The sequence below is a fragment of the Pseudomonas sp. PA27(2017) genome (genome assembly GCF_001945445.1).
GTDB lineage: Bacteria > Pseudomonadota > Gammaproteobacteria > Pseudomonadales > Pseudomonadaceae > Aquipseudomonas.
Map to the genome: position 1 here is coordinate 203,834 of NZ_MSXW01000038.1, position 19,851 is coordinate 223,684.

At 63.3% G+C, this 19,851-nt stretch carries 20 protein-coding genes; 14 read left to right on the top strand and 6 right to left on the bottom strand.

Annotation, left to right across the window (positions count from 1 at the left end):
* Positions 1-283: 283 nt before the first annotated feature.
* The 7 genes from yaaA to BVH06_RS17685 all read left to right on the top strand — a co-directional run bounded on the left by yaaA (position 284) and on the right by BVH06_RS17685 (position 7,514).
* A complete protein-coding gene (gene yaaA / locus BVH06_RS17655; RefSeq protein ID WP_075934936.1) occupies positions 284-1,063 on the top strand; it encodes a peroxide stress protein YaaA in 780 nt (259 codons plus the stop codon).
* A 136-nt stretch (positions 1,064-1,199) separates the two neighbouring features.
* Positions 1,200-1,664, top strand: coding sequence for a multidrug transporter (locus tag BVH06_RS17660; RefSeq protein WP_075934937.1), 465 nt, complete (start codon positions 1,200-1,202; stop codon positions 1,662-1,664).
* A 44-nt stretch (positions 1,665-1,708) separates the two neighbouring features.
* Positions 1,709-2,539, top strand: a complete 831-nt coding sequence (locus BVH06_RS17665) for an SDR family oxidoreductase (RefSeq protein ID WP_075934938.1) — start codon at positions 1,709-1,711, stop codon at positions 2,537-2,539.
* A gap of 57 nt (positions 2,540-2,596) precedes the next feature.
* The gene (locus BVH06_RS17670) at positions 2,597-2,983 is read left to right on the top strand and encodes an ABZJ_00895 family protein (protein WP_075931727.1); all 387 of its coding nucleotides are present in this window, start codon (positions 2,597-2,599) and stop codon (positions 2,981-2,983) included.
* A gap of 65 nt (positions 2,984-3,048) precedes the next feature.
* Positions 3,049-4,461, top strand: a complete 1,413-nt coding sequence (locus BVH06_RS17675) for a diguanylate cyclase (protein ID WP_075931728.1) — start codon at positions 3,049-3,051, stop codon at positions 4,459-4,461.
* A gap of 65 nt (positions 4,462-4,526) precedes the next feature.
* Positions 4,527-4,772 (top strand): hypothetical protein, encoded by a 246-nt coding sequence (locus tag BVH06_RS17680; RefSeq protein WP_075931729.1) that lies wholly within the window; start codon positions 4,527-4,529, stop codon positions 4,770-4,772.
* Between the two features lie 108 nt (positions 4,773-4,880).
* On the top strand, positions 4,881-7,514 hold the full coding sequence (locus BVH06_RS17685) for a DEAD/DEAH box helicase (protein ID WP_075934939.1): 2,634 nt from the start codon (positions 4,881-4,883) through the stop codon (positions 7,512-7,514).
* A 6-nt stretch (positions 7,515-7,520) separates the two neighbouring features.
* Here BVH06_RS17685 and BVH06_RS17690 read toward each other — a convergent pair whose 3' ends face one another.
* Complete coding sequence (locus BVH06_RS17690; protein ID WP_075931731.1) at positions 7,521-7,994, bottom strand: phosphate-starvation-inducible protein PsiE; 474 nt, start codon at positions 7,992-7,994, stop codon at positions 7,521-7,523.
* A gap of 279 nt (positions 7,995-8,273) precedes the next feature.
* Here BVH06_RS17690 and BVH06_RS17695 point away from each other — a divergent pair, with 279 nt between their 5' ends.
* From BVH06_RS17695 to gcvT, 5 genes are all read left to right on the top strand, one after another.
* Positions 8,274-8,537: a YebG family protein gene (locus BVH06_RS17695; RefSeq protein WP_075934940.1), complete on the top strand. Its 264-nt coding sequence runs from the start codon at positions 8,274-8,276 to the stop codon at positions 8,535-8,537.
* Positions 8,538-8,631: 94 nt separating this feature from the next.
* Positions 8,632-9,435, top strand: coding sequence for a SirB1 family protein (locus tag BVH06_RS17700; protein WP_075934941.1), 804 nt, complete (start codon positions 8,632-8,634; stop codon positions 9,433-9,435).
* A 289-nt stretch (positions 9,436-9,724) separates the two neighbouring features.
* Positions 9,725-10,108, top strand: coding sequence for a glycine cleavage system protein GcvH (gene gcvH / locus BVH06_RS17705; protein ID WP_075931734.1), 384 nt, complete (start codon positions 9,725-9,727; stop codon positions 10,106-10,108).
* A 9-nt stretch (positions 10,109-10,117) separates the two neighbouring features.
* On the top strand, positions 10,118-12,970 hold the full coding sequence (gcvP, locus tag BVH06_RS17710) for an aminomethyl-transferring glycine dehydrogenase (RefSeq protein WP_075934942.1): 2,853 nt from the start codon (positions 10,118-10,120) through the stop codon (positions 12,968-12,970).
* 91 nt (positions 12,971-13,061) lie between these two features.
* Positions 13,062-14,183, top strand: a complete 1,122-nt coding sequence (gene gcvT / locus BVH06_RS17715; RefSeq protein ID WP_075934943.1) for a glycine cleavage system aminomethyltransferase GcvT — start codon at positions 13,062-13,064, stop codon at positions 14,181-14,183.
* A 37-nt stretch (positions 14,184-14,220) separates the two neighbouring features.
* Here gcvT and BVH06_RS17720 read toward each other — a convergent pair whose 3' ends face one another.
* Complete coding sequence (locus BVH06_RS17720; protein ID WP_075931737.1) at positions 14,221-14,577, bottom strand: 5-carboxymethyl-2-hydroxymuconate Delta-isomerase; 357 nt, start codon at positions 14,575-14,577, stop codon at positions 14,221-14,223.
* 532 nt (positions 14,578-15,109) lie between these two features.
* On the opposite strand from BVH06_RS17720, the gene BVH06_RS17725 reads away from it, so the two are divergent.
* Positions 15,110-16,378 (top strand): OprD family porin, encoded by a 1,269-nt coding sequence (locus BVH06_RS17725; protein WP_075934944.1) that lies wholly within the window; start codon positions 15,110-15,112, stop codon positions 16,376-16,378.
* Between the two features lie 148 nt (positions 16,379-16,526).
* Positions 16,527-17,465 (top strand): class I SAM-dependent methyltransferase, encoded by a 939-nt coding sequence (locus BVH06_RS17730; RefSeq protein WP_075934945.1) that lies wholly within the window; start codon positions 16,527-16,529, stop codon positions 17,463-17,465.
* Here the strand turns inward: BVH06_RS17730 and BVH06_RS17735 are convergent.
* Genes BVH06_RS17735 through cyoC form a run of 4 tightly spaced genes read right to left on the bottom strand, consistent with a single transcriptional unit; the run spans position 17,452 to position 19,848 of the window.
* On the bottom strand, positions 17,452-17,898 hold the full coding sequence (locus BVH06_RS17735) for a 3-phosphoshikimate 1-carboxyvinyltransferase (RefSeq protein ID WP_075931740.1): 447 nt from the start codon (positions 17,896-17,898) through the stop codon (positions 17,452-17,454). The genes BVH06_RS17730 and BVH06_RS17735 overlap by 14 nt on opposite strands.
* A 38-nt stretch (positions 17,899-17,936) precedes the next feature.
* Positions 17,937-18,881 carry a heme o synthase gene (gene cyoE, locus BVH06_RS17740; protein ID WP_208604546.1) on the bottom strand — a complete coding sequence of 315 codons (945 nt, stop codon included), beginning with the start codon at positions 18,879-18,881 and terminating at the stop codon, positions 17,937-17,939.
* A gap of 11 nt (positions 18,882-18,892) precedes the next feature.
* The gene (locus BVH06_RS17745; RefSeq protein ID WP_075931741.1) at positions 18,893-19,225 is read right to left on the bottom strand and encodes a cytochrome o ubiquinol oxidase subunit IV; all 333 of its coding nucleotides are present in this window, start codon (positions 19,223-19,225) and stop codon (positions 18,893-18,895) included.
* On the bottom strand, positions 19,225-19,848 hold the full coding sequence (gene cyoC, locus BVH06_RS17750) for a cytochrome o ubiquinol oxidase subunit III (RefSeq protein ID WP_075931742.1): 624 nt from the start codon (positions 19,846-19,848) through the stop codon (positions 19,225-19,227). Before cyoC ends, BVH06_RS17745 begins: the two co-directional genes overlap by 1 nt.
* Positions 19,849-19,851 lie beyond the last annotated feature (3 nt).

Here is a 19,851-nt window from a genome sequence, read left to right on the forward strand (position 1 = left end):
GAGGGCCGCCACCTGTCTGCAGGGTTCGGCGGTCTTTCAAGGCGTGGTCTGCACGGGCCGGCCATCATGCCCGGCTCGTCGCAAACCACAGTTCGTTGATACTCCAAAAAATGTGACAGGCAAATGATCTTTTCAGTTTTTTTATTTTTATTTGTCGGTTGGACGAATGACCTTGGCAGCAGCGCCCGCCGGGCACTAGAGTCATGAGTCCAGCCCCCTGCCGCGCAACACGCGGGCCCTGCCGAATCGGCTAGAATCGCCGCTCCGCCGAAGGAGACGACTCATGCTGATGGTGATTTCACCTGCCAAGACCCTGGACTACGAAAGCGCACCGGTGACCGCGCGCTTCACCCAGCCCGAATTTCTCGATCATTCCCAAGAGCTGGTCGCCCAGTTGCGCGACTTCACGCCTGCGCAGATCGCCGAGCTGATGCACTTGTCCGACAAACTGGCCGGGCTCAACGCCGCGCGCTTTGGCAGCTGGACGCCGGCCTTCGACACGCAGAACGCCAAGCAGGCGCTGCTGGCCTTCAAGGGCGACGTGTACACCGGGCTGGACGCGGAGAGCTTCACCGAGGCCGACTTCGATTTCGCCCAGCAGCACTTGCGCATGCTCTCCGGCCTGTATGGGCTGCTGCGCCCGCTGGATCTGATGATGCCCTATCGCCTGGAGATGGGTACCAAGCTGGCCAACGCCCGCGGCAAAGACCTCTACGCGTTCTGGGGCGAGCACATCAGCGAGTGGCTGAATCAGGCGCTGGTCGCCCAGGGCGACGACGTGCTGCTCAACCTGGCATCCAACGAATACTTCGGGGCGGTCAAGCGCAAGGTGCTGAAGGCGCGAATCATCGACACCGAATTCAAGGACCTGAAGAACGGCCAGTACAAGATCATCAGCTTCTACGCCAAGAAGGCCCGCGGCCTGATGGCCCGCCATGTGATCCGCGAGCGAGTGACGGACCCGCAACACCTCAAGGATTTCGACGACCAGGGCTACCGCTTCTCGGCAAAGGATTCGAACGCCGACAAGCTGGTGTTCCTGCGCGATCACGCGCCGGAGTGAGGACTCCGGCGCTTCATCATGAGCTGCTTCGTGGCGAGAAACGGACGTTGGCGAAACATCCACCAATCCCTGGGCGGGTGCCGAGCCCATCGGCCTTGTGTAGGATTGGCGGACACTCGACATTCAAGGTCCAGTCATGATTTTCGGCGCGATTCTGGTTCTCAGCTGGTTCATCCTGCTGATCCGCTACCCGGCCAAGGCCCTGCCCATTTCCTTGGCCGCACTGGCCGGGCTGGGCCTGGTGACGAGCTGGGTGCTGTGGCAGGAAAGCCGCGAGAACCGCGACCTGGCTCACCTGGAACTGCGCCTTACCCACGCCCCGCAGAGCTGCCCGGCCGATCGTCCGTTGAGCCTGCACCTGCACAACGGCAGCGAGGCTGCTCTTCAGGAGTTGCGCTGGCAGATCACCGCCTACCGGCCGGGCGACAGCGTCAATCTGGCGCAGCGCCTGTACGAACCACCTCGCTACAGCGGCCCCGGTGAATTGTTGCCCGGTGCCGACTGGCAAACCTGCCTGCCCCTGCCTACCCTGCGTAGCGGCTATCGCGCCAGCACCCTGGAATTCCGCGCCGAGCAGCTGCAAGGCACCTTCAGTCGCTAGGCGCTGTTTCACGATCCACACAACAACAATCACAAGGATTATCCATGAGCCACCCTACGGTTCTGATCACCGGCTGCTCCAGTGGCATCGGCCGGGCACTGGCCGACACCTTCGCGCAACAGGGTTATCAGGTCTGGGCAAGCGCCCGCAAAAGCGAAGACGTGGCACGCCTGAGCGAAGCCGGGTTCCATGCCGTGCAACTGGACGTGAATGACGCCAGCGCCGTCGAACAGCTGGCCGCCACACTCAAGGAACGCATCGGCGGGCTCGACGTGCTGATCAACAATGCCGGTTACGGCGCCATGGGCCCGCTGCTCGATGGCGGCGCCACGGCGATGCGCAAGCAGTTCGAGACCAACGTGTTCTCCCTGGTCAACGTGACCCGTGCGCTGTTCCCGCTGCTGCGCCAGAACAAGGGCCTGGTGATCAATATCGGCAGCGTATCAGCGGTGCTGGTGACACCCTTCGCGGGCGCCTACTGCGCCTCCAAGGCCGCGGTGCATGCCGTCAGCGACGCCCTGCGCCTGGAGCTCGCGCCATTTGGCGTCGGCGTGATGGAGGTGCAGCCGGGCGCCATCGAATCCAGCTTCGGCACCCACGCCAGCCGCCAGGCCGAGCAATTGATCGGCGAGCATTCGCCATGGTGGCCAATGCGTGACGGCATCCGCGCCCGCGCCATCGCCTCCCAGGACAACCCGACCCCAGCCAGCCACGTCGCACGCAACGTGTTCGCCGCCGTAGCCAGCCCCAAGCGCCCCCGGGTGCTGCGCCTGGGCAACGGCAGCCGGGCCTTGCCGCTGCTTTCGGCACTGTTGCCCGGCGCCCTGCTCGACCGCGTGCTGAGCCGCCGCTTCGGCCTGGATCGCCGCTTGTAGAACCTGGCGTCACGGGCGAGACTCCAAGCTTCATCGCCATCGTTGAGCCCTGTCGCCATGCCGCCTTCCCATCAGCCTGTCGCCATGCTGCGCTACGCCATCATCGGCGTGGTGGCGGCCGTGCTGCTCAACGTGCTGCTGCGCAGCTTCGTCAAACTCGGCGGTGTGCTGGCCACTCTGGTGATCGCTGCCAGCATCGCGGCACTGATGGCGTTGCTGTTCGCCTGGCAGCAACGCCGCCCGCCCACGCGTGGTGAGCGACGCCGCCTGGTGTGGCTGTACGGCGGCATGCTAGCGCTGCTGTACGCCGGGCTGCTGACCATGATGACTCTGCAGGACGAGCCCAGCCCCATGGGCATAGTGATCTTCATCCTGCATTACCTCGCCTATCCGCTACTCGCCCAATTGCTGTTCTCGGAGCGCATCTTCAAGCGCACGCCCTGATCAGCCGGCACTTGCCGGCCGATCGCTGCTCTACACTCGATGACAAAGAACGATTTGGAACCTCGATGAGAAGCAGCCGGCACATCAAGACCCAGGAGCGACGCATCATCAAAGTGCTGCTCGTGGCGCTGCTGAGCGTACAGGTGGTGATCTACCTGGTCAGTACACGCACCAACCGCAGCATCGTCGAGGAAACCATCAGCAGCAGCCTGCAGACCACCACCCAGGTGGTCGACGAGCTGCTCGAACTGCGCCAGCGGCAACTGGCCCAGGGCGCTGCTGTACTGGCTGCCGACTACGGCCTCAAGGAGGCCATCGCCACGGGCGAGCGCTCGACCATCGAATCCATGCTGGGCAATCATGGCAGGCGGCTGAAGGCCGACCTCGCACTGCTCAACACCCTCGACCGCCAGTTGATCGCCAGCGTGCCCAGGGAGCTGCAGCAAACCGATATCGCGCCGCTGCTCAAGGCGGCCGCCCAGTCCGCCAGGCCTGATGCCCAACCGGTGAGCCTGCTGCGCAGCCAGAGCGGTGTGCTCTACCAGCTCATCCACAGCGTGGTGAGCATGCCCACCCCCCAGGCCGAGCTGACTCTCGGTTTCGCCATCGATGATGAACTCGCCGAAGCCCTCAAGCAGGTCACCGACACCGACTTCGTGTTCCTGTCCCGGGGCCAGAATGGTGCCTGGCAGTTGCACGGCAATACCCTGAGCAGCAGTTTCGAACGCTTGCTGGGCAACCCGGCGGCATTGGTCGACGGTGCCGAATGGACGCTGCAGGATGAGCACGACGAATACCTGATGCGCTCGGTAGCGCTGAGCAACTTCAACGCCCAGGAGGCCAGCGAGGTACTACTGATCGCCGGCAAGTCGCTGAGCCAGAACATGGCCGCTTACGAGCGCATCGAGCGCTTCCAGCGCTACCTGCTGCTGGCCAGCCTGGGGCTCTCGGCACTGGTGGTGGTGCTGATCGGCCGGCACCTGTTGCGGCCTCTCAACACCCTGGCCCACCAGGATCCGCTGACCGAACTGCCGAACCGCCGGGTGTTCGACCACAGCGTCGCCAGCGCCCTGGCCAAAGGCCGCTCGGCATCCTTCGCACTGATGATGATCGACCTGGATCATTTCAAGCAGATCAACGATCGCTACGGTCACGCCGCCGGCGACGAGGTGCTCAAGGTCAGCGCCCGCCGCCTGCGCGGCCTGCTGCGCAGCATCGACATGCCGGCGCGCCTGGGCGGCGACGAGTTCGCCGCGCTCCTACCCGGGCTCGACAGGGCCGCGGCCATTCGCCTGGGGCAACGCATCGAGGACGAGCTGGGTGAACCTATCGCCTTCAATGGGCAGAGCTTGCAGGTAGGCATCAGCATCGGTATCGCCATCGCGCCGGAGGACGGCAGCACCGCCAGCGAGTTGCTGCGCATGGCCGACACCGAGATGTACGCCGACAAAGCGCAGCGCGAAAGCAATCCGGTCTGAAAGGTCGAACGTCCGCGTCAGGGTGCCGGTCGCTACTGAAGTCACTTCCAGTTTCAGGATGCCTTATGGAGTACCTCGACTGGCTGCAATGGCCAGCCATGCTGATCACCGTCATCGCCGCCTGGCTGGTCGCCTCCAAGCAGCGCCGCCGCCGCAACCTGGGCTTCTGGGTATTCATGGCCAGTAACCTGCTGTGGATCGCCTGGGGCCTCTACAGCCACGCCTATGCGCTGATCGTGCTGCAACTGTGCCTGGGGGCGATGAACATTCGCGGCGCCCTCAAGACCGAGACGTCAGCCGAACGCGCCTGAGTGGCCGCAGTGCTGCCATTCCCGGGCGAGCTGTGAGACCATCGACGGCTTGCCATCGTTTTCCAACAGCCATGCCAGACCTCGCCCTGATGCCAGAGAGCCCGCCCGATGCCTGACATCCTGCACCTGCAGCAGGCCGACTGGCGCGGCGACTTCGACGAAGGCGCGCTGCGCCGCGGCCAGGACTACGCCACCCGCGGCCTGAGCCGTCTGCTGAGCCTCAAGGATCACAGCCTGCTCGCCAGTTGCCTGGGCAGTGGCGAGCGCCCCTACCAGCAGCGCATCACCCTGCACGCCTACGGCAAGGGCTGGGGCGTGACCGGCCATTGCAGCTGCCCGGTGGGTTTCAACTGCAAGCATGTGGTGGCCGCCCTGCTCACCCTCGAGGCGCGACAGCGTGCTGGCGATGACCTGGGCACCTTGATCGTTACCGAAAAGCCGGTGGACGAAACCGTGCTGGACGATGTGCAGCCGCAGCCGATCCTGACCCTGGGCAGCCACGTGCGCGTGCATTTCGATGCGCGCAAGGGGCGCATGCTGGAACAGACCCAGCACCGTGCCGCCCTGGCCTTCGACTATCAGGGCCACAGCGCGGTGGGTAAAACGGCCAAGGATCTGCTGGTGCGCCTGGGGCCCAATCGCCAGTTGCGCATCCCTCGCAACACGGCCCGGGAAGCCGAGCTACGGCGCCGCCTGGAAGCCGCTGGCCTGCGCATTGCCCTGAGGCAGAGCGAAGCCCTGGCCCAGCACCCTGGCGAGCATTTCGAACTGCAGGGCGATGCCGCCTGGCTGGGTTTCATGCAGCAGCAGGTTCCGGCGCTGCGCACCGAAGGCTGGCGCGTCGAGATCCAACCCGACTTCCAGTACAACCTGGCCGAGATCGACGACTGGTACGCCGATGTCGACGAGCTACCCGAACAGGGCTGGTTCGACCTGGAGCTGGGTATCGAGGTGGAAGGCCAGCGCATCAGCCTGCTGCCCGTGTTGCTGCAGGCCATCCGCCGCTCGCCCTGGCTGCTTTCCGGCGATGCCCTGGCGCAGCGCCAGGACGAGGAATTGCTGCTAGTCAGCCTGCCCCACAGCCAGCGCCGCGTGGCCCTGCCCTACGCACGCCTGAAACCCTTGCTGGCCGCACTGGGCGAGCTGTTCATCGGCGATGCCGACGAGATCGGTGCCCGCGTGCGCCTGGCGCGGGCCGATGCCGCTCGCCTGAATGCCCTGCAGCAGGGGCCGGCGTTGAACTGGCACGGCGGTATCGAGCTGCGCGAGTTCGCCAGGCGCCTGCAGCACACCAGCCAACAGGCGGTGAGTGCGCCCGACGATCTGGCCGCGCAGCTGCGCCCTTACCAGCTCCAGGGGCTGGGCTGGATGCAGGCGCTGGGGGAGCTGGAGGTCGGCGGCGTGCTGGCCGACGACATGGGCCTGGGCAAGACCTTGCAGACCTTGGCGCACATTCTCCTGGAGAAGCAGAGCGGTCGCCTGCAGCAGCCGGCGTTGATCGTCATGCCCACCAGCCTGATCCCCAACTGGCAGGACGAGGCTGCGCGTTTCGCGCCGACCCTCAAGGTGCTTGCCTTGCACGGCAGCAAACGGCGTAGCCAGTTCAAGCTGATCGCCGAGCACGATGTAGTGCTTACCACCTATGCGTTGCTGCCGCGCGACCTCAAGACGCTCACCGCCCAACGCTTCCACCTGCTGATTCTCGACGAAGCCCAGAGCATCAAGAACCCGCGCAGCAAGGCCGCCCTCGCCGCCGGTCAGATCAACGCCCGCCAGCGCCTGTGCCTGAGCGGCACGCCGCTGGAAAACAACCTGGGCGAGCTGTGGTCGCTGTTCAACTTCCTGATGCCCGGCTGGCTCGGCGACGCCAAGCGCTTCACCCGCGACTACCGCACACCTATCGAGAAGCACGGCAGCGAGCAACGCCTGGCGCACCTGCGTGGGCGAATCAAACCATTCGTGTTGCGCCGCAAGAAGGAACAGGTCGCCCGCGAGCTGCCGCCCAAGACCGAAATCACCCAGTGGGTGGAACTGACGCCTGCCCAGCGCGACCGCTACGAGATCCTGCGCCTGGCCATGGATCGCAAGGTGCGCGAGGAGATCACCCGCCAAGGCCTGGCGCGCAGCCAGATCGTGATCCTCGAAGCGCTGCTGCGCCTGCGCCAGGTGTGCTGCGACCTGCGCCTGCTCGACGATGCGCCAGCCGAACTGAGCAGCAGCGACTCCGGCAAGCTCAGCAGCCTCCTGGACATGCTCGAAGCACTGATCGGCGAAGGCCGCCGCGTGCTGCTGTTCTCGCAGTTCACCTCGATGCTGGCACTAATCGAAAGCGAGCTGCAGGCGCGCAGTATCGGCTACGCCAAACTGACCGGCAGCACCCGTGACCGGCGCACGCCCGTGGAACAGTTCCAGGCCGGGCAGTTTCCGGTCTTCCTGATCAGCCTCAAGGCCGGTGGCGCAGGCCTGAACCTGACCGCTGCCGACACGGTGATCCATTTCGATCCCTGGTGGAACCCGGCAGCCGAGGCCCAGGCCAGCGACCGCGCCTACCGCATCGGCCAGGACAAGCCGGTGTTCGTCTACAAGCTGATCGCCCGCGGCAGCGTGGAAGAAAAGATCCAGCACTTGCAGCAGGCCAAGGCCAACCTGGCCCACGGCCTGCTCGAAGAAGGCGGCAGCCAGAGCAGCTGGCAGCTCAGTGAAGACGACCTGCAGGCGTTGTTCGCGCCGCTGGCTGACTGAGCGCCCTCAGCGCTCGCTGTAGTTGTCGCCCACCACCTCGCCGGTGGAATCGATGGCCTTGCTGGACGGGAACTTGTACGACGCGAAACGCACCGCCAGCACCGACAACGCCAGGAAGAAGATGCCGCCGCACAGGTAGAGCAGGCCGATGTCCGGCGCCTTGTGATGGGATACGTCGCCAATCAGGTAGCGGGTCAGCGCGGTGATGGCGATATACAGCAAAAAGCGGATCGGCAAATGGTTGGTCTTGAAGTAGATGCCGACCATCGCCCCCAGCTCCAGATAGATGAACAGCAGCAGAATGTCATCCACGCTGGCACTGCCCTTTTCCACCATGCCGATGAACGCCGCGACCGACGCCCAGGCGGTCGCCGCGCCGATGGCGAACAGCCCCAGGTAATGAAAGCCCTCGACGAACAGATTACCGATCGAATTCGCGCCCCTGTGCATCCGCTTGCGGCTATCGTCCACCCACTTCATGGCATTCCCCTTTCCGATTGATGCAGCCTGGCGCCGTGATCATGACGCGCCCGCATGACATTCCCATGCAGGAACAAGACCAGCGAGCCGACTGCGATGGCATACAGAAGCCTGCTGGGGCGGAGAAGGCACATTGCCCCCGTTGAGCGAGACGGGATGCCGCGCACGTTCGGCATCTCAGGTTTACGCTGTTCAAACGCAGCGCAGTTGATTATGCTTGCCAAAACTGTATGTATGAACAGTATTTTTCGATTATCAGCGAAGGCGTAGAGGTGATGAATGGCCGTCGAAGTGGTGTACCGCAGCAGTCGCGACCCGGAGCGTTTGTTTATGGATAAGGCCGAAGCAGATCGTCATGACAAGATGCTGGAGCTGGCCGAACTGCTCAGCGATGTATTGCGCAACGCGGTACCGTCGCTCAGCGAGGATCAGGGCGAGGAGCTGGGTATCTACATGGCCAGAAATCGCGATGTATTCGCCAAGGCGTTCAAGAATCAGCCCGATGCTCTCGGTGAATTGAGCAGTCAACCGGAAGCGGAATGACCGCCCCGCACGCCCATTAACATCTCTTCGCTCTTGCGGGCTGGACGGCCGACGCGCGCGCAGCTACAACAGGCTCATCCCCCGGGAGGTGACCATGAGCGCGCGCGATCACTGCCTTGCCTGTCTGAACGGCGAACAGCCGGCGCTGTTCGAAGCCGCACTCTGGGTCGCGGCCGAGCATGACTCCTCGGTACAGCCCGAGCAGGTCATGCACGAACTCGAGAACCTCAGGCATCAGGTCAGTGCCGGCCTGCCCAACTTCCCGCCCCAGGAATTGGCGCAACCCTTGTTGCGACACCTCAGCGATCTGCACTTCCATGACGATGACGACAGCCCGGTGCGCCCGCAAGCCGCGCTGCTGCACAAGGTGCTGCAGCGACGTCGCGGCCAGCCGCTGAGCATCGCGCTGATCGCTCTGGAACTGGCGCGTCGGCTGCAGATTCCGCTACAGGGCGTCAGCTTTCCCGGCTACTTTCTGCTGCGTGTGCCTGGCGCCGATCACCTGCTCGACCCCTGCGGCGGGCGGCGTCTGTATACCCGCGATTGCCGAGAACTGCTGTTGCGCTACCTCGGCCCCCGTGCCCAATTGAGCGCCGAACACATGCTGAGCTGCGATGCCCGCAGCATGATCGTGCGTCTGTCGCGCAACCTGCGCCACCTGCATACACAGGCCGAGGATTACCTGAGCGCGCTGAAGGACGCCGAACGCGTGCTGCAACTGGCGCCTCCCAACGCCAACGACCACCTCGCCAGGGCCGATCTCTACGGGCATCTGGAGTGCTCCCATGCCGAGCGCTTCGACATACAGCGTGCCCTGCTCTTGTGCGAAGAGCCAGCTCTGCGCCTCAAGCTCAGCGAGCGCTTGCGCCAATCCAGTACGCAGCCCGCGTTTCATTGAGGCCCCCGCGGCGGGGGTAGCCGATCCCAGCCAACCGTACTGATTCCAATACGCCGTATCCAATACGACACACGCGTAGCCAAAGGCGACACACGGGGGGCCGCTGAGTGCTAGTGGTCCGGGCACGCAATATTCGTATCGAAATCAATACAGCCCTATGAGCACTCGATCAAAAAATATCCTAATTTATTGAATTTAAAAGATATTTTTAAATGGCACTGAGTTTGCTACGCAGTTTCCGATAATCGCGCCCACCCAGATGGGCACAAAGGCCAACAAGGGAGCCCCCATGAGCGAATTGCGTTTCACCGTCGAACACGAATGGCTGCGTCAGGAGGCCGATGGCCTGGTCACCGTAGGGATCACCGCCTACGCTCAAGACGCACTGGGTGACGTGGTGTTCGTGCAGTTGCCCGAACTGCAGGCTTATGCCGCCGGCGATGAGGTGGCGGTGCTGGAGTCCGTGAAAGCCGCCAGCAACATCGGCATGCCACTCGATGGTGAAGTGGTCGAAGTGAACCCCGATCTCGAGGCCAGCCCCGAGCTGGTCAATGCCGAGCCCTTGGGCCAGGGCTGGTTCTTCCGCTTCCGCCCAGCCGATGCCAGCGCCCTGGCTGGTCTGCTCGATCAGGACGCCTACGAGCGCCTGCTCAACGCCAAAGCCGACGCTTGAGAGAAAGCCATGACTGATCTGAATACCCGCAACGAATTCATCGCCCGGCATATCGGCCCCCGCGATCAAGACACCGCCGCGATGCTGGAAACCTTGGGCTACAGCGACCTGGAAGCGCTGACCGCCAGCGTCATCCCGGGCAGCATCAAGGGCACCAGCGTACTGCCAGCCGGCGACGGCCAGAGCGAAGCCGATGCCCTGGCCGCCATCAAGGCCATCGCTGCCAAGAACAAGCTGTTTCGCAACTACATTGGCCAGGGTTACTACGGCACCCACACACCCTCGCCGATCCTGCGCAACCTGCTGGAAAACCCGGCCTGGTACACCGCCTACACGCCTTACCAGCCGGAAATCTCCCAGGGCCGCCTGGAGTCGCTGCTCAACTTCCAGACCCTGATCAGCGACCTCACCGGCCTGCCGATCGCCAACGCTTCGCTGCTCGACGAAGGCACCGCCGCCGCCGAGGCGATGACCTTCTGCAAGCGCCTGTCGAAGAACAAGGCCGCCAACGCCTTCTTCGCCTCCCAGCATTGCCACCCGCAAACCCTCGACGTGCTGCGTACCCGGGCCGAACCCTTGGGCATCGAGGTAGTGGTCGGCGATGAGGCGGCCATCGACGATACCAGAGCCTTCTTCGGCGCCCTGCTGCAATACCCGGCGAGCAATGGTGACATCTTCGACTACCGCGAAGTGGTCGAGCGCTTCCACGCTGCCAATGCGCTGGTAGCCGTTGCCGCCGACCTGCTGGCCCTGACCCTGCTGCAGGCACCGGGCGAATTCGGCGCCGACGTTGCCTTGGGCAGCGCCCAGCGCTTCGGCGTGCCACTGGGCTTCGGCGGCCCGCACGCTGCCTACTTCGCCACCCGCGATGCGTTCAAGCGCGACATGCCGGGGCGCCTGGTCGGCATGTCGGTAGACCGCTTCGGCAACCCGGCCCTGCGCCTGGCCATGCAGACTCGCGAACAACACATCCGTCGCGAGAAGGCCACCAGCAACATCTGCACCGCCCAAGTGCTGCTCGCCAACATCGCCGCCATGTACGCCGTGTACCACGGCCCACAGGGGCTGACGCGGATCGCCGAGCGCGTCCACCAGTTGACCGTGATTTTCGCCCGCGGCATGCAGAGCCTCGGCCTTGCTGTCGAGCAGCAGACGTTCTTCGACACCGTCACTCTGCGCACCGGCGCGCAGACCACAACGCTGCACGACAAGGCCCGCGCCGCCGCCATCAACCTGCGTGAAGTGGATGCCGAGCGCCTCGGCCTGTCGTTCGACGAAACCACTACCCAGGCGGATATCGAGCAACTCTGGTCGCTGTTCGCAGACGGCAAGCCGGCGCCGGATTTCGCTGCGTTAGCTACTCAGGCCGACAACAGCCTGCCCGCCGGGCAACTGCGCCAGTCAGCGATTCTCGAACACCCGGTGTTCAATCGCTACCACTCGGAAACCGAGCTGATGCGCTATCTGCGCAAGCTCGCCGACAAGGACCTGGCGCTGGATCGCAGCATGATCCCGCTGGGCTCCTGCACCATGAAGCTCAACGCGGCCAGCGAGATGATCCCCGTCACCTGGGCCGAGTTCGGCAACCTGCACCCGTTCGCCCCCGCCGAGCAGAGCGCCGGTTATCAGCAACTGACCGACGAACTGGAAGCCATGCTCTGCGCCGCCACCGGCTACGACGCCGTGTCGTTGCAGCCCAACGCCGGCTCCCAGGGTGAATACGCCGGCCTGCTGGCGATTCGCGCTTATCACCACAGCCGCGGCGACGACAAACGCGACATCTGCCTGATCCCGCAATCGGCCCACGGCACCAACCCCGCCACTGCCCACATGGCCGGCATGCGCGTGGTGGTGACCGCCTGCGACGCCCGCGGCAACGTCGACATCGACGACCTGCGCGCCAAGGCCGAGCAGCATCGTGACCAGCTAGCCGCGATCATGATCACCTACCCGTCCACCCACGGCGTGTTCGAGGAAGGCATCCGCGAGATCTGCGCCATCGTCCACGACAATGGCGGCCAGGTGTACATCGACGGCGCCAATATGAACGCCATGGTCGGCCTCTGCGCACCGGGCAAGTTCGGCGGCGACGTTTCTCACCTGAACCTGCACAAGACATTCTGCATTCCCCACGGCGGTGGCGGCCCGGGCGTCGGCCCGATCGGCGTGAAGGCCCACCTGGCGCCGTTCCTGCCCGGCCACGGCCACATGGCCCGCAAGGAAGGTGCAGTCAGCGCCGCACCGTTCGGCAGCGCCAGCATCCTGCCGATCACCTGGATGTACATCCGCATGATGGGCGGTACTGGCCTGCGCCTGGCGTCGCAGATGGCGATCCTCAATGCCAACTACGTCGCCCGTCGCCTGGAAGAGCACTACCCGGTGCTGTACAGCGGTGAAGGCGGCCTGGTGGCTCACGAATGCATTCTCGACCTGCGCCCGCTGAAGGACAGCAGCGGCATCAGCGTCGACGACGTGGCCAAGCGCCTGATCGACTTCGGCTTCCATGCTCCGACCATGTCCTTTCCGGTGGCCGGTACGCTGATGATCGAGCCGACCGAGAGCGAGTCCAAACAGGAGCTGGATCGTTTCTGCGACGCCATGATCGCCATCCGCGAAGAAATTCGCGCGGTCGAGCGCGGCCAGCTGAATGCCGACGACAACCCGCTGAAGAATGCCCCCCACACCGCCGCCGAACTGGTGGGTGAGTGGACGCACCCGTACAGCCGCGAACAGGCGGTCTATCCGACCCGCAGCCTGATCGACGGCAAGTACTGGCCGCCCGTGGGCCGCGTCGACAACGTGTTCGGCGACCGCAACCTGGTCTGCGCCTGCCCGTCTATCGAAGCCTATCAGGACGCCTGATCGCGCCTGGGCTGCCAACTGCTTCGGCAGCCCTATCCCTCTATGCCCGCACGCGGTTGCGGGCCGCTCACGACCTATACAGGAGAGCGCAATGAGCTCTGAAATTCTGGCGAAAACTCCCCTCCACGCCTTGCACCTAGAGTTGGGTGCACGCATGGTGCCGTTCGCCGGTTACGAAATGCCGGTGCAGTACCCGCTCGGCGTGATGAAGGAACACCTGCATACCCGTGAAGCCGCCGGCCTGTTCGACGTTTCGCACATGGGCCAGATCATCCTGCGTGGCGCCGGTGCAGCCAAAGCGCTGGAGAGCCTGGTGCCGGTGGATATCGTCGACCTGCCAGTGGGCATGCAGCGCTACGCCATGTTCACCGACACCAACGGCGGCATCCTCGACGACCTTATGGTCGCCAATCTGGGCGATGACACTTTGTTCCTGGTGGTCAACGCCGCCTGCAAGCATCAGGATCTGATGCACCTGCAACAGCGCATCGCCAACCAGTGCGAGGTCGAGTCGCGCTTCGAGCGTGCCCTGCTCGCCCTGCAAGGCCCCAAGGCAGTCGAGGTGCTGACCCGCCTGGCGCCGGAAGTCGCCAAAATGACCTTCATGCAGTTCAAGCCCGTGCGCCTGCTCGGCGTCGATTGCTATGTGAGCCGTTCCGGCTACACCGGCGAGGATGGTTTCGAGATTTCCGTACCCGCCAGTCACGCCGAAGCACTGGCGCGCAGCCTGCTGGCCGAGCCGGAGGTGCAGCCCATCGGCCTCGGCGCTCGAGACTCCCTGCGCCTGGAAGCCGGCCTGTGCCTCTACGGCCACGACATGAGCGCCGACACCACGCCCATCGAAGCCAGCCTGCTGTGGGCGATATCCAAGGCACGCCGTGCCGACGGCGCTCGCCCCGGCGGCTTTCCGGGCGCGGAGCGGATCTTCGCCCAGCAGCGCGATGGCGTCGCTCGCAAGCGCGTTGGCCTGCTGCCCCAGGAGCGTACGCCAGTACGCGAAGGTGCCGAGCTGGTGAACGCCGAGGGCGAAGTCATCGGCCAGGTATGCAGTGGCGGCTTCGGACCGAGCCTGGGCGCTCCACTGGCCATGGGTTACGTGCCGAGCAGCCATGTCGCCGTGGATAGCGAGGTCTGGGCACTGGTGCGCGGCAAGCGTGTCGCCATGAAGGTCGCCAGGACACCATTCGTGGCCCAGCGCTACTACCGGGGTTAAGCCATGCGGGGCGGCAATCCCTGCCGCCCTTTTACGCTTAGCCAGCGTCCAGGCAGCTGCGGCGGTTACTGAACGCTTCGCGGCGCATGTCGCGTACATCTACCGACAGGCTTTGAACAGCCGGCAGGCGTTCCAGCAGCGCACGTACGATGGCCATGGACAGCGCTTTCTTCTGTTCGTCGGTACGACCGGCCAGCAGATAGGCGATCACGTGCACGAAATCCTCCTCGCTGCCGCCGACCGTGAAGTGATCGTAAAGGCTTAGTCGCACCTTCACCTCGCCCTCCTTGAACAGTCCGCTGCCCATGGCGGCAGCGTGAACCCTCGTTACCAATTCGCTACCGGTCACGCTTTGCAGCAAGGAGCGGGAACCTTCGATCAGGCAATGTGGCATGTCGCTTCTCTTGTTTTGATGTCGTCATCCGTTATCGCACAACATTGATCCACTGACGAGGGCGTCTGTAAATCATCCGCGCAGCGACGTGGGAAAGCCTTCCAGAGCGCGCCGCTATAACCTGAAAGCCACTATCCATAGGGATCCGGCTATAGGTGGCGAGCACCGACCTGGCTCAAATGGAAATATCAGGTGATCTTTTCATCGGCTTGCGTTGACAAGCCGATTGGGAGCTGTCGATAATCGCCGCCAATGTTGTATGACAACAAAGCCTTATAAAAACAAAAAAGGTCGCATCATGAAGCCAGCCTTCACGTCCCCTGCATACCGTCTTCCGGGCACCCGCGTCCGATCCGTCGCATTCATCTCGATACCTGCGCGCCACTTATTCGCCGATGGCTAGGGCCTGAGGCAGAGCCCTGCGCATCGCGCAGGTCTGCGCCCTGTAAGGGGCATTCCACACCGACCTCACGGCATGTCGATCAGCGATTGGCAGAGGGCGGGCTGTTCAAAAATCGGGAGCACAACAACAATGACCGCACGCAAAATCATCTCGCTGGGCCTGATCGGGGCCGGAACCATGGCCCTGGCCGTGCCGTTCGCCGCCCATGCCGAAGGCTTCGTAGACGATGCCAAGGTGTCGCTGAACCTGCGTAACTACTACTTCAACCGTAACTACCTCAACGGTACCGACCCGGTCATCAATGGCGAGCGGCAAGGCCAGGCAGAGGGCTGGACGCAGAGCTTCATTCTCGATGCTCGCTCCGGCTACACCGCAGGCCCCGTGGGCTTCGGCATCGATGTGCTGGGCCTCTACTCGGTCAAGCTGGACGGCAATGCCAACACCAGCAACAGCGGCCTGCTGCCAGAGCATGGCCCCGCTGGCAATCGCAACGTTCCTGACGACTTCGGCCGTACCGCGGTAGCCGCCAAGGCCAAGATCTCCAAGACCGAACTCAAGGTCGGCGAGTGGTTCGCCGTGCTGCCGATCCTGCGTGCCGACGACGGTCGCTCGCTGCCCCAGACCTTCCAGGGTGCCCAGATCACTTCCGCTGAAATCGACGGCCTGACTCTGTTCGGCGGCCAGTTCTGGAAGAACAGCCAGCGCAACGACGCCAGCCGTGAAGATATGTCCTACAGCGGCATTTCCGGGGGCGACTTCAACTTCGGCGGTGGCGAATTCAAGTTCAACGGCAACAACACCCTGATCGGCCTGTGGCATGCCCGCCTGGAAGACATCTACAAGCAGAGCTACCTGCAGCTGACCCACAGCCAGCCGGTTGGCGACTGGGTACTGGGTGCCAACCTCGGTTACGTCACCGGCAAGGACGAAGGTTCGGCCAAAGCCGGCGATCTGGACAACAAGGTCTATCAGGCCGCTCTGTCCGCCAAGCACGGCAACAATACGCTCCTCGTGGGCTATCAGCGCATGGGTGGCGATACCAAGTTCATGCGCGTGGACGGTGCCAGCGGCGGTACGCTGGTCAACGATGGTTTCACCACCAGCTTCGACAGCCCTGAAGAGCGCTCCTGGCAGGTTCGTCACGACTACAACTTCGCAGGCGTAGGCATCCCTGGTCTGGTGCTGATGAACCGCTACATGAGCGGCTCGAACATTCACACCTCGGGCCGCAGCGATGCTGAAGAGTGGGCTCGTGAATCCGAACTGGCTTACACCGTGCAGGATGGCACCTTCAAGAACCTGAGCATTCGCTGGCGTAACTCCAGCGTCCGCCGTGACGTCGGCCAGGACGCCAGTGAAAACCGCCTGATCTTCAACTACCCGTTGTCGATCCTGTAACACGCACATCGTATCGCTGACTCCAGTGGCATAGTTGGCCCGTCCTCGTGACGGGCTTTTTTATGCGCCACGAAGCGGCCCTCCCCCCATGAGCCACCGATAGCTTTGGTTTACACTGCCGCGCCCCGCCTGCCGATAACTGCGCACCATGAATGCCAACCACCTCGCCCTGCTCCAACAACATCTGAGCGACGCTCTGCTCAACCCGCCCAGGGAAACGCGGCGCCTGTTCCACGGCCGTGGCCGCTGCTGGGAGGGGCTGGAGCACATCACGGTCGACTGGCTGCAGGGGATCGTGCTGGTGTGCCTGTTTCGCCAACCCCAGGCCGATCAGTTGCAAGCCCTGCAGGACATGCTGCGGCAGTTGAGCGAATCGGATCAGTGGCGAGGCAGCAGTGCCCACAGCCTGCTGCTGCAGCAGCGCTATCTGCCCGACAGCCCGATGCAGTGCCTGGTCGGGGAGTTGCCTGAAGAATGGGTCATCGAGGAAAACGGGCTGCGCTTTCTACTCGACCTGGGCCGCAAGCAGAACACCGGCCTGTTTCTCGATATGCGCCTGGGAAGGCGCTGGGTGCGCGAACAGGCCAACGGCCAGCGGGTGCTCAACCTGTTCGCCTACACCTGTGGCTTCTCGGTGGCCGCGCTTGCCGGCGGTGCCGAGCATGTGGTGAACCTTGACATGGCCAAGGCCGCGCTGAGCCGCGGCCGCGACAACCACCGCCTCAACGAGCACGACCTGAGCCGGGTGAGTTTCCTCGGCCACGAGCTGTTCAAGTCATGGGGCAAGGTCAAGCGCCACGGCCCGTACGACCTGATCATCATCGACCCGCCCTCGTTCCAGAAAGGCAGCTTCGCCCTGACCCGCGACTACGGGAAGATTCTGCGCAGACTCCCCGAACTGCTCAGCGCCAAAGGCTGCGTGCTGGCGTGCGTCAACGACCCGGATACCGCCAGCGACTTCCTGGTCGCCGGCATGGCCAGCGAAGCACCCGAGCTGCGCTTCGAACGACGCCTGGAAAACCCGCCGGAGTTCCCCGATGCGAGCCCCGAAGGCGGGCTCAAGGTCCTGTTGTTCAGGCGCGGTTGAACCAGTCCCACAGCCCCAGGGAAAAGCCGGAGAACAGATTGATGCCCAATGCCGACTTGATCAGGTAGAGGAACAGCAGGCCGATCGCCAGGGAAATCATCAGGAACAGGCTGACGCCCAGCGCCTTGGCGGTCAGCGACAGCTCCTGCTGGGCGCGACTGAGGTCGCGCTTGTTACGCCCGGCCAGAAACACGAAATAGTAGCGCCAGCGCCACAGCTTGAGCGTGCCGCGCAGATCCACCGGGTGGCGGCCCCACTGCCGTGCGCCGAAGGCCACCTTGAGCGCGGCGAGCTGCTCGGCGGTGAAGGAATTCTTGAGATCCTCGGGCAGGCGATCCTTTAGGCCGGTGATGAAGGCGTCTTGCTCGTTCACGTCATTTCTCCAAATCGCTGGAAGCTTAGCAGCCCCCACAACGAAAACGGGCCCCGTCATCGGTGATGACGGGGCCCGCTCGATTCGCTCGTCAAGACTCAGCGCGAGGCAAATGCCGCACAGAAACCGCTGACGTTGTCGACGCCACAGATGTGGTTGACCGAAGTCATCAGCATCTGGCTCGGCGTGGCCTGGAAGTCCACCGACATCATCACGCTAAGCGCGGTGATGGTGACGATGGAGAACACGAACAGCTTGCGTGCCCAGACCTTGTCATCGACGGCCTTGTAACCCGACACCCCCATCCACAACCAGTAGGCGCCGCTGACTGCCGCTACCACGAAGTAGCTATAGCCCGCGTAACCACTGATGGTCAGCATTAGGGTGGCGACCAGGAACGCGGCGATGTACAGGACGATGCTGCGCTTGGCAGCGGGAACGCCCTTGATCACCGGCAACACCGGAATGTTGGCGGCCTGGTAGTCGTTGAAACGAAAGATGGCGATAGCGTACGAGTGGGGCATCTGCCAGAGGCTGAAGATCAGCAGCAGAATCGCTGCCCCCATGTCGAACTCGTTGCTTACAGCGCAATAGCCCACAACAGGCGGAGCGGCGCCCGACAGACTGCCAACCAGGGTTCCATAAACCGAATTGCGCTTGAGGTACAGGCTGTACAGCCCGACATAGACGACGAAGCCCATCAGGACCAAGGCGACTGCAAGCAGATTCGTGGCTTTATAGAGCAAGGCAACGCCTGCAATCCCGAGGATGCAGGCGTAAACGATGGCATGAGTCGGCGGAACCAGGCCTTTTACCAGCACCCTGTTCTTGGTCCGCTCCATCTTTTCATCGATGTCCATATCGATGTAGTTGTTGAACACGCAACCGGAAGCAATCACCAGAGCGACGCCGAATGCTGTTGCCAGGAACAGCATCAGGTCGATATCCCCCTTCGAAGCCAGGAAGAAGCCACCGGCCACGGAAATCATGTTCCCGAAGACGATGCCCGGCTTGGTCAGGAGCAGGTATTGCTTGAACATCAGGCTGCTCTCTTTTAATTGGCCATCATGTAGTAGTGCATGCTCCAGATGATCCAGATGGAGAGCGCTACGACGATGATGGTGATCAGGATGGTGAACACGAAGGCAACCGTGTTCCAACGCTGCTCGGACGAGGTGTTCATGTGCAGGAAGTACACCAGGTGCACGTAGATCTGCACGACCGCGAACGCGACGATGGTGAACAACGTGGCCGCTTTCGACATGACGGGGTTCATCACGATCGCGAACGGGATCACGGTGAGGATTACCGACAGCACGAAGCCGACGACGTAATCCTTGGTGCTGCCATGGCTCTCGCCAGCGACAGAGTGGTGATCATGAGCCATTACAGAGCCCCCATCAGATAAACAACGGTAAACACGCAGATCCAGACCACGTCGAGGAAGTGCCAGAACAGGCTCAGGCAGCTCAAGCGAGTCTGGGTGACCGGAGTCAGGCCACGGCTGGCGACCTGGTGCATCATCACAGCCATCCACACCAGGCCGGCACTGACGTGCAGACCGTGGGTGCCGACCAGGGTGAAGAACGCGGACCAGTAGGCGCTGACCTGCGGCGCGGCACCTTCGTGGATCAGGTGGTGGAACTCGTACAACTCGATCGAGATGAACACCACACCGAACAGGAAGGTCGCGGCAAGCCAGGACAGCACTTTGCCCTTGTCGCCACGGTACATGGCCAGCATGGCCATGCCGTAGGTGATACTGGAGAACAGCAGGGCGAAGGTTTCGACCAGAACCAGCTTCAGGTCGATCAGATCCTTCGGAGTAGGACCGCCGGCGTACGCGGTGCTGAGCACCGCGAAGCCTGCGAAGATACTCGCGAACAGGATGCAGTCGGTCATCAGGTAAATCCAGAACCCGAAGACCTTCATTTCACCCGCGTCGTGGTGATGCTCGTGCTCATGATCATCGTCATGAGCGGCGTGGTTGCTCAAAACTTCACTGGACATGGT

Coding starts and splice junctions, on each gene's coding strand:
- gcvP (WP_075934942.1), top strand. CDS start 10,118: ATGACTGATCTGAATACCCGCAACGAATTCATCGCCCGGCATATCGGC.
- BVH06_RS17675 (WP_075931728.1), top strand. CDS start 3,049: ATGAGAAGCAGCCGGCACATCAAGACCCAGGAGCGACGCATCATCAAA.
- gcvH (WP_075931734.1), top strand. CDS start 9,725: ATGAGCGAATTGCGTTTCACCGTCGAACACGAATGGCTGCGTCAGGAG.
- BVH06_RS17680 (WP_075931729.1), top strand. CDS start 4,527: ATGGAGTACCTCGACTGGCTGCAATGGCCAGCCATGCTGATCACCGTC.
- BVH06_RS17735 (WP_075931740.1), bottom strand. CDS start 17,898: ATGACGGGGCCCGTTTTCGTTGTGGGGGCTGCTAAGCTTCCAGCGATT.
- BVH06_RS17745 (WP_075931741.1), bottom strand. CDS start 19,225: ATGGCTCATGATCACCACTCTGTCGCTGGCGAGAGCCATGGCAGCACC.
- BVH06_RS17660 (WP_075934937.1), top strand. CDS start 1,200: ATGATTTTCGGCGCGATTCTGGTTCTCAGCTGGTTCATCCTGCTGATC.
- BVH06_RS17665 (WP_075934938.1), top strand. CDS start 1,709: ATGAGCCACCCTACGGTTCTGATCACCGGCTGCTCCAGTGGCATCGGC.
- BVH06_RS17725 (WP_075934944.1), top strand. CDS start 15,110: ATGACCGCACGCAAAATCATCTCGCTGGGCCTGATCGGGGCCGGAACC.
- BVH06_RS17690 (WP_075931731.1), bottom strand. CDS start 7,994: ATGAAGTGGGTGGACGATAGCCGCAAGCGGATGCACAGGGGCGCGAAT.
- cyoC (WP_075931742.1), bottom strand. CDS start 19,848: ATGTCCAGTGAAGTTTTGAGCAACCACGCCGCTCATGACGATGATCAT.
- BVH06_RS17695 (WP_075934940.1), top strand. CDS start 8,274: ATGGCCGTCGAAGTGGTGTACCGCAGCAGTCGCGACCCGGAGCGTTTG.
- gcvT (WP_075934943.1), top strand. CDS start 13,062: ATGAGCTCTGAAATTCTGGCGAAAACTCCCCTCCACGCCTTGCACCTA.
- BVH06_RS17685 (WP_075934939.1), top strand. CDS start 4,881: ATGCCTGACATCCTGCACCTGCAGCAGGCCGACTGGCGCGGCGACTTC.
- BVH06_RS17700 (WP_075934941.1), top strand. CDS start 8,632: ATGAGCGCGCGCGATCACTGCCTTGCCTGTCTGAACGGCGAACAGCCG.
- BVH06_RS17670 (WP_075931727.1), top strand. CDS start 2,597: ATGCCGCCTTCCCATCAGCCTGTCGCCATGCTGCGCTACGCCATCATC.
- BVH06_RS17720 (WP_075931737.1), bottom strand. CDS start 14,577: ATGCCACATTGCCTGATCGAAGGTTCCCGCTCCTTGCTGCAAAGCGTG.
- yaaA (WP_075934936.1), top strand. CDS start 284: ATGCTGATGGTGATTTCACCTGCCAAGACCCTGGACTACGAAAGCGCA.
- BVH06_RS17730 (WP_075934945.1), top strand. CDS start 16,527: ATGAATGCCAACCACCTCGCCCTGCTCCAACAACATCTGAGCGACGCT.